General features: G+C 58.0%; 8 protein-coding genes, 4 tRNA genes and 2 rRNA genes. All 14 read left to right on the top strand.

Features of this window, described 5'->3' with window-relative positions; genetic code table 11:
* The first annotated feature begins 157 nt into the window (after positions 1-157).
* The 14 genes from R5R73_RS00820 to rpoB all read left to right on the top strand — a co-directional run bounded on the left by R5R73_RS00820 (position 158) and on the right by rpoB (position 13,024).
* Positions 158-3,049: ribosomal RNA gene (locus R5R73_RS00820) — 23S ribosomal RNA — on the top strand.
* 186 nt (positions 3,050-3,235) lie between these two features.
* A 5S ribosomal RNA gene (gene rrf, locus R5R73_RS00825) occupies positions 3,236-3,350 on the top strand.
* Between the two features lie 173 nt (positions 3,351-3,523).
* A complete protein-coding gene (locus R5R73_RS00830) occupies positions 3,524-4,504 on the top strand; it encodes a biotin--[acetyl-CoA-carboxylase] ligase (RefSeq protein WP_322528496.1) in 981 nt (326 codons plus the stop codon).
* A 173-nt stretch (positions 4,505-4,677) separates the two neighbouring features.
* Positions 4,678-4,761 (top strand) — tRNA-Tyr (locus tag R5R73_RS00835).
* Positions 4,762-4,818: 57 nt separating this feature from the next.
* Positions 4,819-4,892 (top strand) — tRNA-Gly (locus tag R5R73_RS00840).
* A gap of 20 nt (positions 4,893-4,912) precedes the next feature.
* Positions 4,913-4,987 (top strand) — tRNA-Thr (locus R5R73_RS00845).
* A 151-nt stretch (positions 4,988-5,138) separates the two neighbouring features.
* A tRNA-Trp gene (locus R5R73_RS00850) sits at positions 5,139-5,214 on the top strand.
* 71 nt (positions 5,215-5,285) lie between these two features.
* Complete coding sequence (gene secE / locus R5R73_RS00855) at positions 5,286-5,654, top strand: preprotein translocase subunit SecE (protein ID WP_071230694.1); 369 nt, start codon at positions 5,286-5,288, stop codon at positions 5,652-5,654.
* A gap of 8 nt (positions 5,655-5,662) precedes the next feature.
* Positions 5,663-6,196 carry a transcription termination/antitermination protein NusG gene (gene nusG / locus R5R73_RS00860; RefSeq protein ID WP_071230695.1) on the top strand — a complete coding sequence of 178 codons (534 nt, stop codon included), beginning with the start codon at positions 5,663-5,665 and terminating at the stop codon, positions 6,194-6,196.
* Between the two features lie 115 nt (positions 6,197-6,311).
* Positions 6,312-6,743, top strand: a complete 432-nt coding sequence (gene rplK, locus R5R73_RS00865) for a 50S ribosomal protein L11 (RefSeq protein WP_071230696.1) — start codon at positions 6,312-6,314, stop codon at positions 6,741-6,743.
* Positions 6,744-6,745: 2 nt separating this feature from the next.
* The gene (rplA, locus tag R5R73_RS00870; protein WP_071230697.1) at positions 6,746-7,438 is read left to right on the top strand and encodes a 50S ribosomal protein L1; all 693 of its coding nucleotides are present in this window, start codon (positions 6,746-6,748) and stop codon (positions 7,436-7,438) included.
* Positions 7,439-7,707: 269 nt separating this feature from the next.
* Entirely contained in the window at positions 7,708-8,211 is a 504-nt protein-coding gene (gene rplJ, locus R5R73_RS00875; RefSeq protein WP_071230698.1) for a 50S ribosomal protein L10, read from the top strand.
* 93 nt (positions 8,212-8,304) lie between these two features.
* Positions 8,305-8,676: a 50S ribosomal protein L7/L12 gene (gene rplL, locus R5R73_RS00880; RefSeq protein ID WP_071230699.1), complete on the top strand. Its 372-nt coding sequence runs from the start codon at positions 8,305-8,307 to the stop codon at positions 8,674-8,676.
* Between the two features lie 271 nt (positions 8,677-8,947).
* The gene (gene rpoB, locus R5R73_RS00885; RefSeq protein WP_071230700.1) at positions 8,948-13,024 is read left to right on the top strand and encodes a DNA-directed RNA polymerase subunit beta; all 4,077 of its coding nucleotides are present in this window, start codon (positions 8,948-8,950) and stop codon (positions 13,022-13,024) included.
* Positions 13,025-13,060 lie beyond the last annotated feature (36 nt).

A 13,060-nucleotide genomic window follows, 5' to 3' on the forward strand; every position in this document is an offset into this window, starting at 1 on the left:
AGCTTACAGCTTAGAGCTTATCGCTCTAAACGCTCTTTAACAATTTGGATCATGCTGACAGTTCTTCTCTCTAGAGAAGAGCGAAACGAGATACGTCTCAAGCGTATCCGGCAATTGTCGAATGATTAATCACTGACCAGACTCCTTCGGGTTATATGGTCAAGCGATTAAGCGCACACGGTGGATGCCTTGGCAGCCAGAGGCGATGAAGGACGTTGTAGCCTGCGATAAGGTTCGGTGAGGTGGCAAACAACCTGCGACCCGGACATTTCCGAATGGGGAAACCCATCCAGCACAAGCTGGATATCCCACACTGAATCCATAGGTGTTGGGAAGCGAACCGGGAGAACTGAAACATCTAAGTACCCCGAGGAAAAGAAATCAACCGAGATTCCCCCAGTAGCGGCGAGCGAACGGGGAGTAGCCCTTAAGCATGTGACTGGTTAGACGAACGCGCCTGGAAAGGCCGGCCATAGTGGGTGATAGCCCCGTAGTCGAAAACCTGAATGTGTGAAATCGAGTAGGTCGGGGCACGTGAAACCCTGACTGAACATGGGGGGACCATCCTCCAAGGCTAAATACTCCTGGCTGACCGATAGTGAACCAGTACCGTGAGGGAAAGGCGAAAAGAACCCCGGAGAGGGGAGTGAAATAGATCCTGAAACCGTGTGCGTACAAGCAGTGGGAGCAGACTCGTTCTGTGACCGCGTACCTTTTGTATAATGGGTCAGCGACTTATATTCAGTGGCGAGCTTAACCGTATAGGGGAGGCGTAGAGAAATCGAGTCTTAACTGGGCGACCAGTCGCTGGATATAGACCCGAAACCGGGCGATCTATCCATGGCCAGGGTGAAGGTTGAGTAACATCAACTGGAGGCCCGAACCCAAGTATGTTGAAAAATGCTGGGATGAGCTGTGGATCGGAGTGAAAGGCTAATCAAGCTCGGAGATAGCTGGTTCTCCTCGAAAGCTATTTAGGTAGCGCCTCACGTATTACCGCCGGGGGTAGAGCACTGTTTCGGCTAGGGGCCCATCCCGGGTTACCAACCCGAGGCAAACTCCGAATACCGGTGAGTAGAGCGTGGGAGACACACGGCGGGTGCTAACGTCCGTCGTGAAAAGGGAAACAACCCAGACCGTCAGCTAAGGCCCCCAAATTCTGGTTAAGTGGGAAACGATGTGGGAAGGCATAGACAGCTAGGAGGTTGGCTTAGAAGCAGCCATCCTTTAAAGAAAGCGTAATAGCTCACTAGTCGAGTCGGCCTGCGCGGAAGATGTAACGGGGCTCAAACCAGATGCCGAAGCTACGGGTTCATCCTCTGGATGAGCGGTAGAGGAGCGTCGTGTAAGTCTGTGAAGGTGTGTTGAGAAGCATGCTGGAGATATCACGAGTGCGAATGCTGACATGAGTAACGACAAGGGGAGTGAAAAACTCCCCCGCCGGAAGACCAAGGTTTTCTGTTCTATGCTAATCAGAGCAGAGTGAGTCGGCCCCTAAGGCGAGGCCGAAAGGCGTAGTCGATGGGAAACGGGTTAATATTCCCGTACCGGATGTGATTGCGATGGGGGGACGAAGAAGGCTAGGTGAGCCAGGCGTTGGTTGTCCTGGTGAAAGTCAGTAGGCTGAGGGCTTAGGCAAATCCGGGTCCTCAAGGCCGAGAGACGAGACGAACGGACTACGGTCCGGAAGTCATCGATGCCACGCTTCCAGGAAAAGCCTCTAAGCTTCAGATCACATGCGACCGTACCCCAAACCGACACAGGTGGTCAGGGTGAGAATCCCAAGGCGCTTGAGAGAACTCGGGTGAAGGAACTAGGCAAAATGGCACCGTAACTTCGGGAGAAGGTGCGCCGGCTTAGGGTGAAGGACCTCGCGTCCCGAGCTCGAACCGGTCGAAGATACCAGGTGGCTGCAACTGTTTATTAAAAACACAGCACTCTGCTAACGCGTAAGCGGACGTATAGGGTGTGACGCCTGCCCGGTGCCGGAAGGTTAATTGATGGTGTTAGCCCTCGGGCGAAGCTCTTGATCGAAGCCCCGGTAAACGGCGGCCGTAACTATAACGGTCCTAAGGTAGCGAAATTCCTTGTCGGGTAAGTTCCGACCTGCACGAATGGCGTAATGATGGCCACGCTGTCTCCACCCGAGACTCAGTGAAATTGAAATCGCAGTGAAGATGCTGTGTACCCGCGGCTAGACGGAAAGACCCCGTGAACCTTTACTATAGCTTCACACTGGACGCTGATGTTGCTTGTGTAGGATAGCTGGGAGGCTTGGAAACCCGGACGCCAGTTCGGGTGGAGCCAACCTTGAAATACCAGCCTGGCATCATTGGCGTTCTAACTTGGCACCGTGATCCGGTGTGAGGACAGTGTGTGGTGGGTAGTTTGACTGGGGCGGTCTCCTCCGAAAGCGTAACGGAGGAGCACGAAGGTACCCTCAGCACGGTTGGAAATCGTGCATTGAGTGCAAGAGCATAAGGGTGCTTAACTGCGAGACAGACACGTCGAGCAGGTACGAAAGTAGGTTCTAGTGATCCGGTGGTTCTGTATGGAAGGGCCATCGCTCAACGGATAAAAGGTACTCCGGGGATAACAGGCTGATACCGCCCAAGAGTTCACATCGACGGCGGTGTTTGGCACCTCGATGTCGGCTCATCACATCCTGGGGCTGAAGTCGGTCCCAAGGGTATGGCTGTTCGCCATTTAAAGTGGTACGCGAGCTGGGTTTAGAACGTCGTGAGACAGTTCGGTCCCTATCTGCCGTGGGCGTTGGAGATTTGAGAAGTGCTGCTCCTAGTACGAGAGGACCGGAGTGGACGCACCTCTGGTGTTCCGGTTGTCACGCCAGTGGCATCGCCGGGTAGCTATGTGCGGACGGGATAACCGCTGAAAGCATCTAAGCGGGAAGCCTTCTTCAAGATGAGATCTCCCCGAGACTTCGAGTCTCCTAAAGGGTCCAGCAAGACTAGCTGGTTGATAGGCACGGTGTGGAAGCGCTGCAAGGCGTTGAGCTAACGTGTACTAATGCCCCGTGAGGCTTGACCATATAACCCCAAGGGGTTTACGGCACCGGTACGATGCGTACCGCGTGCGATCGGTGATGATCACCGACAGACTGGATACGCCCTGTCTTGAAGAGCAGGCAGGCGAGACGTGTCTTGGTCAGCATGATCCGAATCGGTTGGGATGAGGGCGAATTGCAGTCACGCCACGCATCCCGACGTCAGTTTTGCCTGACGACCATAGCGAGTGGGAACCACCTGATCCATGCCGAACTCAGTAGTGAAACCGCTCAGCGCCGATGGTAGTGTGGGGTCTCCCCATGTGAGAGTAGGTCATCGTCAGGCATCTATCCCAAACCCCAGCCCAACAAGGCTGGGGTTTTTTCTTTATTGGTCAATGCAAAATCGGCCTAGGGGTGGTCTGTCGCTACCCAGTCGAGGGGAGCGGCTCCGCCTCGTTATCGGTGGCGCTGGAATTTCGCTAGAATGGCGCTTTTCTCGCTGGGCAATAATCCTTCATGAGCATCGGTGATCTGATACGCCTGCTGGGCGATGGCAATTATCACTCTGGTCAGCAGCTAGGCGAACATCTAGGTGTCTCGCGCACGGCTGTCTGGAAGCAGCTCAAGAAGCTGGAAGCAATGGATCTGCCACTGGAGGCAGTCAAGGGGCGCGGATACCGCCTGGTCAACTCGCTGGAGTCTCTTGATGGGGCCAGTATCGTTGCGCAGCTTCCTGCCGGGCCTCGGCGCCACCTCAAGCGGCTGTTCGTCGAGGATGTGCTCGATTCCACCAATACCTTCCTGCGAGATCGCTTCCGGCATGGTGCGGGACATGGCGAGGTCTGCCTGGCAGAAAGTCAAACGGCAGGCCGAGGACGCCGAGGCAAGTCCTGGAGTACCAGTTGGGGTGGTAGTCTAATTCTTTCCCTGGGATGGCGATTCGAATCGGGTGTAGCTGCGCTCGAAGGGCTGAGCCTAGCCGTTGGCGTGGTGCTGGCTGAGGTGGTCGAAACGTTTGGTGCCAATGTTGCCTTGAAGTGGCCCAACGACGTTCTGATCGCCATCGACGACGAGTGGCGAAAGCTTGCAGGCATTCTGCTCGAGGTGACCGGAGACGTCGAAGGGCCTTGTGAGGTAGTCATCGGTATTGGGGTCAACGTCTCGCTGAATGACGCTGTGCGAAAGGCGGCAGGGCAGCCCATAGGGGCTCTCGCAGACGTGATCGATTCCCCCTCTCGCAATCATGTCGCTGCGGCTCTGATCGAATCCTTGTTGACGATGTTGCCTGAATTCGAGCGGCAAGGCTTCAGCGCCTGGCGAGCGGAGTGGAACCGTAGGCATGCTTATGCTGGTCATGCCATTCGTATTCACCAGGGCAGCACGTCCTATACCGCCACGGCGATCGAAGTCGACCGGCAGGGCAATCTGGTAGTGATGACGGATACCGGTGAACGGGCGCTGACTGGAGGCGAGATCAGCATTCGCCTGGAGGAGTAGTCCGCTACGGAAAGCCATTGTCGAAAATGCATATTCACGCTTGCATTGAGTGCCTTCCTTTGACACAATGCGCCCCGCTTTGAACGCAAGGCCATCGGTGTGTGGCGCTGTTATTGTAGTAAAAACAGATGCTTGACATTGATGAGTGGTAGGGTAAAATCTGCCGCCGGTATGGAGAGGTTCCCGAGTGGCCAAAGGGAGCAGACTGTAAATCTGCCGCGAAAGCTTCGAAGGTTCGAATCCTTCCCTCTCCACCAGATTTTATGACAGAGTTTTACCGGTCTGTCTCGGTAAACCAGAGTCAGAGCGGGTAGGCGGGTATAGTTCAATGGTAGAACCTCAGCCTTCCAAGCTGATGGTGTGGGTTCGATTCCCACTACCCGCTCCAAGCTGTTGGTGATGATTTAAGCTCATGTAGCTCAGGGGTAGAGCACACCCTTGGTAAGGGTGAGGTCGACGGTTCAATTCCGTCCATGAGCTCCATTTTTTTGTTGTCGAAAGATGCGTGAAGGCGAGCATGAGCTCGCTTTTTTGATGGCGAAAGAAAATGTCGTGACGGGATTGATTTTCTCGACATTTCTCCGCTATCATAGCGCCCTCCTAATTTCCGGGTGATTCTCGGATGTGTAGTTGCAGGCCAGTAGCTCAATTGGCAGAGCAGCGGTCTCCAAAACCGCAGGTTGGGGGTTCGATTCCCTCCTGGCCTGCCAGTCTTCCCCAGGCTGGCTCGTATTGATACCTTGTCTTGTTCGGTTATCGCGCCTTGAGTTGAGGAGTTTTCATGAAGCACAACGCCGAGGTGCAGGAGTCACGCTACGACACCCCAAAATGGATTGTCGTGGTGTTACTGCTCGCGGTCGCGGTCGGCGGTAATGCCTGGTTCGCGGAGCAGGCCCTGCTGTATCGCGTGCTGGGTGTCGTCGTCGTTTGCGGCATTGCCGCAGCGATCGCATTGACCACGACCAAGGGGCGGGCGCTGATGGAGCTGGCGCGTGGCTCTAAGCGCGAAATTCAACGCGTTGTCTGGCCGACCCGACAAGAGACTATCCAAACGACATTGATCGTATTGGCGGCCGTCCTGGTTGTGGGTCTGTTGCTGTGGCTTATCGATACCGTCCTCGGTTGGGCGATGTCCGGAATCATTGGCTAGGAGTTTTCATGTCCAAGCGTTGGTACGTCGTTCACGCTTATTCCGGTTTTGAGAAGCAGGTCATGCGTTCGTTGATCGAGCGCGTCAAGCTTTACGGTGTCGAGGACCAGTTCGGTGACATCCTGGTGCCCACCGAGGAAGTCGTCGAAATGCGTGACGGCAAGCGCCGCAAGAGCGAGCGCAAGTTCTATCCCGGCTATGTACTGGTCGAGATGGAGATGAACGAACAGACTTGGCATCTGGTCAACGAAACGCCGCGAGTCATGGGTTTCATCGGTGGTACGCCGGAAAAGCCCGCTGCGATCACCCAGAAAGAAGCGGATGCGATCTTGCGCCGGGTCCAGGATGGCACCGACAAGCCACGTCCCAAGACACTCTTCGAGCCAGGCGAGACCGTACGTGTCGTCGATGGCCCCTTCGCCGACTTCAACGGCGTCGTGGAAGAGGTCAACTATGAAAAGAGTCGCCTGCAGGTCAGCGTGCTGATCTTCGGGCGCTCGACGCCGGTCGAGCTGGAGTTCGTCCAGGTGGTCAAGGACTGACCGGCGCCGAAGCAGCATTCACCGCAGCGCCTTCTGGTGCTGCGTTATCGTTGCCGGTCGATGTGCCGGCTGAACAGGGGAGCCGCAAGGCGTCCGTACCCGACTGGAGTTCAAAATGGCTAAGAAAGTTCAGGCCTATATCAAGCTGCAAGTCGCAGCCGGCAAGGCCAATCCGAGTCCGCCCGTGGGCCCTGCGCTGGGTCAGCATGGCGTCAACATCATGGAATTCTGTAAGGCGTTCAACGCCGCGACTCAAGAAATTGAGCCGGGCTTGCCGACGCCGGTCGTGATCACGGTTTACAGCGACCGCAGCTTCACTTTCGTCACCAAGACGCCGCCGGCAGCTGTGCTGCTGAAGAAGGCCGCCGGTATCAAATCCGGTTCTGGTGTGCCGAACAAGACCAAGGTCGGCACCGTGACGCGTGAGCAGCTCGAAGAGATCGCCAAGACGAAGGAGCCGGATCTGACGGCTGCCAATCTTGAAGCCGCTGTTCGTACCATTGCTGGTAGTGCCCGCAGCATGGGCCTCAATGTGGAGGGCCTCTGATCATGGCAAAGCTGACAAAACGTGCTCAGATGATTCGCGAGAAGGTCGAGCCGGGCAAGGTCTACACCCTTGAAGAAGCCGTCGCTCTGCTTTCCGAGGTGTCCACGGTCAAGTTCAAGGAGGCTGTCGAGGTCTCTATCAACCTGGGTGTCGATCCGCGTAAATCCGACCAGGTCGTACGTGGTGCTACCGTGCTGCCGAACGGCACGGGTCGTGACGTCCGTGTTGCCGTGTTTGCTCAGGGCGCTGCCGCCGATGCCGCCAAGGAAGCCGGTGCCGACATCGTTGGCATGGAAGATCTGGCTGATGACGTCAAGAAGGGCAACATGAACTTCGACGTCGTCGTGGCTGCCCCGGACGCCATGCGTGTGGTCGGTCAGTTGGGCCAGATCCTGGGGCCGCGTGGCCTGATGCCGAACCCCAAGGTCGGCACCGTGACTCCCGACGTTGCGACAGCAGTCAAGAACGCCAAGGCGGGTCAGGTCCGCTTCCGTACCGACAAGAACGGCATTATCCATGCCTCTATCGGTAAGGTGGATTTTCCGGCCGACGCGCTCAAGGGCAACCTCGAAGCACTGGTCAACGACCTCAAGCGTCTCAAGCCGAGCACGTCCAAGGGTATCTATCTCAAGAAACTGACCCTGTCCAGCACGATGGGCCCGGGTCTGACCGTCGATCACAGCACTTTTGCGTGATTGCCGGCAACTAGGCAGTAACTTTGCGGTCCCCGTGCGCTGCCAGGACGATTCGCGTCGTCCTGGCAGAGTGGGGCGGGGCACCGTCAAAGACCGCAGGTGTCGGCACCAGTCGTCGACTTAATGCCCTGTAGAGGGGCCTGCGCAGATGGTGTTGCTCGCCGATTCAGGTGTGCAGCCATCATCCAAGACTTTCACCGATGTCGGGTGAAAGAGATGGTAACCACCGGGTCGCGACGTCGTCGCCCCGGCACGAAGGAGTAACCACTGTGCCACTAGCACTCGAAGGCAAAAAAGCGATTGTTGCCGAGGTCAGTGAAGCCGCTAAGGACGCTCTTTCCGTCGTAGTTGCCGATTCTCGCGGTGTCACCGTTGGCGCAATGACCGATTTGCGCAAGCAGGCTCGCGAGAATGGCGTCCAGATTCGTGTTGTCCGCAACACGCTGGCTCGCCGCGCGCTGTCAGGGACTTCATGGGAGTGCCTGAACGAGACTTTCTCAGGCCCCACGCTGCTGGCCTTCTCCTACGATCACCCCGGCGCTGCCGCGCGGTTGTTCAAGGAGTTCGGCAAGTCGCAGAAGGAATTTGAAGTCAAGGCGCTGGCTTACGAAGGGGAGATGATCCCGGCCGCCGATATCGACCGTCTGGCTACGTTGCCGACTTACGATGAAGCGATCGCCAAGCTGATGTCCGTCATGAAGGAAGCTTCTGCCGGCAAGCTGGTTCGTACTCTTGCAGCTCTTCGCGATCAAAAGCAGGAAGAAGCCGCCTGATCGGTGCCTGCTCGCGTAGACTGAGTCGACTATTGAATCAACGAGCACTTGGCCGATGCCGGCTGGGGCTCCGCAAAGTTTAGGAATTTGAAAATGGCACTTTCTCAAGAAGACATCATCAACGCCGTTGCCGAAATGTCCGTGATGGAAGTTGCGGAACTGGTTTCTGCAATGGAAGAAAAGTTCGGCGTTTCTGCTGCGGCTGCCGTCGTCGCGGGACCGGCCGGTGGTGACGCTGGTGCTGCCGAAGAGCAGACCGAATTCGCCCTGGTCCTGACCGCTGCTGGTGACAAGAAAGTCAACGTCATCAAGGTCGTCCGCGAAATCACCGGTCTGGGCCTGAAAGAAGCCAAGGGTGCTGTCGATGGCGCACCTGCCACGCTGAAAGAAGGTCTGTCCAAGGACGACGCTGAAGAAGCCAAGAAGAAGCTGGAAGAAGCTGGCGCTTCTGTGGAGCTCAAGTAACTCTGTGCTCACGGCTTCACGCGCTGTGTAAGCGCCACGGCTGGTGGCGGGCCTACCCGCTGCCGGCCTTTTTCTGTTTTTGCTAGCCTGGCGTTAGTACACCTGACTCGGGGTCGACCTTCCGGGTTCAGGATTGTAGCCACTAGACGAATTCCGACGGCGAGCTCCCTTTTTCGGGAGGCTTGCCGTCAGCGCCTAACGGGGGTAGCCCGCGTTAGGAGAGCGCCGACCACGCACCGGTCACCCATGGTGAACAAGCTGGGGAATACAGATGGCTTACTCATACACTGAGAAAAAACGCATCCGCAAGGATTTCGGCAAACTGCCTCAAGTAATGGATGTGCCCTACCTGCTGGCCATCCAGCTTGATTCCTATTACGACTTCCTCCAGCAGGACCGGGCGCCGGAAGAGCGTCTCGAGACCGGTCTCCATGCGGCTTTCAAGTCCGTATTTCCGATCGAGAGCTTCTCGGGTAATGCGGCGCTCGAGTATGTCAGTTACCGCTTTGGCACGCCGGCTTTCGACGTCAAGGAGTGTCAGCTCCGTGGCGTGACCTATTCGGCACCGCTGCGTGTCAAGGTACGCCTGATCATCTATGACAAAGAGTCGTCGAACAAGGCCATCAAGGACATCAAGGAGCAGGAAGTCTACATGGGGGAAATCCCCCTGATGACCGAGAACGGTACCTTCGTCGTCAATGGTACCGAGCGTGTCATCGTTTCCCAGCTCCATCGTTCGCCGGGCGTGTTCTTCGATCATGACAAGGGCAAGAGCCACTCTTCCGGGAAGCTGCTCTATTCCGCGCGCATCATTCCTTATCGCGGCTCCTGGCTGGATTTCGAATTCGACCCGAAAGACAACGTCTTCGTGCGTATCGACCGTCGCCGCAAGCTGCCGGCGACCGTATTGATGCGCGCGCTCGGCATGAACGCCGAGGAAATTCTCGAGACGTTCTTCGAAACCAGCACCTTCCATATCGAGAGCGATGGTATTTACGTCGAGCTGGTGCCGTCGCGGCTGCGTGGTGAGACCGCAACCTTCGACATCAAGGATGGCGATGGCAATATCGTCGTCGAGGAAGGTCGCCGGATCACCCAGAAGCACATCCGCCAGCTGGAAAATGCCGGACTCGAGCGTCTTCAGGTGCCGCTGGATTACCTGTTCGGCAAGACGCTGGCCAAGGATCAGGTCGACGCCAACACCGGTGAACTGATCTGCGAGTGCAACTCCGAGCTGACGCCGGAGCTGGTCGAGAAGCTGGGCCAGGGCGGCGTTACCAAGCTGGAAACGCTTTACACCAACGATCTCGACGCGGGCTCGTTCATCTCCGATACGCTGAAGGTGGACTCCACGCGCTCCGGCCTGGAAGCACTGGTCGAAATCTATCGCATGATGCGCCCCGGCGAGCCGCCCACCAAGGAAGCGGCCGAGACGCTGTTCCACAACCTGTTCTTCTCCGAAGACCGCTATGACCTGTCTGGCGTCGGTCGGATGAAGTTCAACCGTCGTCTACGTCGTGATACCGATACGGGTTCCGGCGTGCTCGACAATCAGGACATCCTCGATGTCCTGAAGGAACTGATCAATATCCGTAACGGCTTCGGTGAAGTCGACGATATCGACCACCTTGGCAACCGTCGCATCCGTTGCGTCGGCGAGATGGCGGAAAACCAGTTCCGTGTCGGCCTGGTGCGCGTCGAGCGTGCGGTCAAGGAGCGTCTCTCCATGGCGGAGAGCGAAGGCCTGATGCCGCAGGATCTGATCAATGCCAAGCCGGTGGCGGCAGCCGTGAAGGAGTTCTTCGGCTCCTCTCAGCTGTCCCAGTTCATGGACCAGAACAACCCGCTTTCAGAGGTCACGCACAAGCGTCGTGTGTCCGCGCTCGGGCCGGGCGGTCTGACCCGTGAGCGCGCCGGCTTCGAGGTGCGCGACGTTCACGCCACGCACTACGGTCGTCTTTGCCCGATCGAGACGCCGGAAGGTCCGAACATCGGCCTGATCAACTCGCTGGCGACCTACTCCAAGACCAACAGCTACGGTTTCCTCGAGACACCGTACCGCAAGGTCGTGGATCGTCAGTTGACCGACGAGATCGTGCATCTGTCGGCGATAGAGGAAGGCGACTACATCATCGCCCAGGCTTCGGCGACGGTCGACGAAAGCAACAAACTGATCGACGACCTGGTCCAGGTTCGCCACAAGGGTGAAACCACCTTCATGGCACCGGACAAGGTCACGCTGATGGACGTGTCGCCGCGTCAGGTCGTATCGGTCGCCGCTGCGCTGATTCCGTTCCTCGAGCACGATGATGCCAACCGCGCCCTGATGGGATCGAACATGCAGCGTCAGGCGGTACCGACCTTGCGTGCCGACAAGCCGCTCGTAGGCACCGGCATGGAGCGATTCGTCGCCCGTGACTCCGGCGTCTGCGCCGTGGCGCGCCGCGGTGGCGTGATCGACTCCGTCGACGCCAAGCGCATCGTTGTGCGTATCGACGAAGACGAGATCATCGGCGGTGAAGCCGGCGTCGATATCTACAACCTGACCAAGTACGTGCGTTCGAACCAGAACACCTGTCAGAACCAGCGTCCGATCGTGCGCCCGGGTGACAAGGTGGCGCGGGGCGACATCCTGGCCGACGGCCCGTCCGTCGACATGGGTGACCTGGCACTGGGTCAGAACATGCGTCTCGCGTTCATGCCGTGGAACGGCTACAACTTCGAGGATTCCATCCTCGTCTCCGAACGCGTGGTCGAGGACGATCGTTTCACCACGATCCACATCCAGGAACTGACCTGTGTCTCTCGCGACACCAAGCTGGGCGCGGAAGAGATCACTTCCGATATTCCCAACGTGGGCGAGTCGGCACTGGGCAAGCTGGACGAAGCGGGTGTCGTCTACATCGGCGCCGAAGTCGGCGCTGGCGACATTCTGGTGGGCAAGGTCACGCCGAAGGGCGAAACCCAACTGACGCCGGAAGAGAAACTGCTGCGCGCGATCTTCGGCGAGAAGGCGTCCGACGTTAAGGACACCTCGCTGCGTGCGCCGACCGGCATGCGCGGTACCGTCATCGATGTCCAGGTGTTCACGCGCGACGGCGTCGAGAAGGACTCGCGTGCACTTTCCATCGAGCAGCAGCAGCTCGACGAAGTGCGCCGTGACCTGCAGGAGACCTACCGGATCGCCGAGGAGGCGACCTTCGAGCGTCTCAAGCGCACCCTGGAAGGCCAGGCGGTCAACGGCGGCCCGAAGCTGAAGAAGGGCGACGTGCTGAGCGAGGATTACCTCGACGAGCTGCCGCGCCAGCAGTGGTTCAAGCTGCGCATGCAGGACGAGTCTCTCAACGAGCTGCTGGCCCAGGCCGACGAACAGCTCGAGAACCGTCGCAAGGAGATGGACGAACGCTTCGAAGACAAGAAGCGCAAGCTCACTCAGGGCGACGACCTGGCACCGGGCGTGCTCAAGATCGTCAAGGTCTATCTGGCGGTCAAGCGTCGTATCCAGCCGGGTGACAAGATGGCCGGCCGTCACGGTAACAAGGGTGTCATCTCCGCGATCATGCCGATCGAGGACATGCCGTTCGACGACTATGGTCAGCCGGTCGACGTCGTGCTCAACCCGTTGGGCGTACCCTCGCGCATGAACGTCGGTCAGATTCTCGAGACGCACCTGGGCATGGCGGCCCACGGTCTCGGTGTCAAGATCGACCGGATGCTGCGTGATGCCCGCGAGCAGCAGGTCAGCGAGATTCGCGGCTTCCTCAAGCAGGTCTACAACACCCAGGAGACCCGTCAGGAAGACATCGACTCCCTGACCGATGACGAGATCATCACCCTGGCCAAGAACCTGCGCGGCGGTGTGCCGATCGCGACGCCGGTATTCGACGGTGCGAAAGAGCACGAGATCAAGCATCTGCTGAGGCTTGCCGATCTGCCGGACTCCGGCCAGATGACGCTTTATGACGGGCGTACCGGCGAAGCCTTCGATCGTCCGGTGACCGTGGGCTACATGTACATGCTGAAGCTCAACCACCTGGTCGACGACAAGATGCACGCGCGTTCCACCGGCTCCTACTCGCTGGTCACGCAGCAGCCGCTGGGTGGCAAGGCGCAGTTCGGCGGACAGCGCTTCGGTGAGATGGAAGTGTGGGCACTCGAGGCGTACGGCGCCGCCTACACCCTGCAGGAGATGCTCACCGTCAAGTCGGATGACGTCGAGGGTCGTACCAAGATGTACAAGAGCATCGTGGACGGCGACCACACCATGCAGGCCGGTATGCCGGAATCCTTCAATGTGCTGGTGAAGGAAATCCGCTCGCTGGGTATCGACATCGAATTGGAAAGCTAAGACCGGCACAGTCGATCGATAGCGACGGTTTGCGGG

The sequence above is a fragment of the Salinicola sp. LHM genome (assembly GCF_034479735.1).
GTDB lineage: Bacteria > Pseudomonadota > Gammaproteobacteria > Pseudomonadales > Halomonadaceae > Salinicola > Salinicola salarius.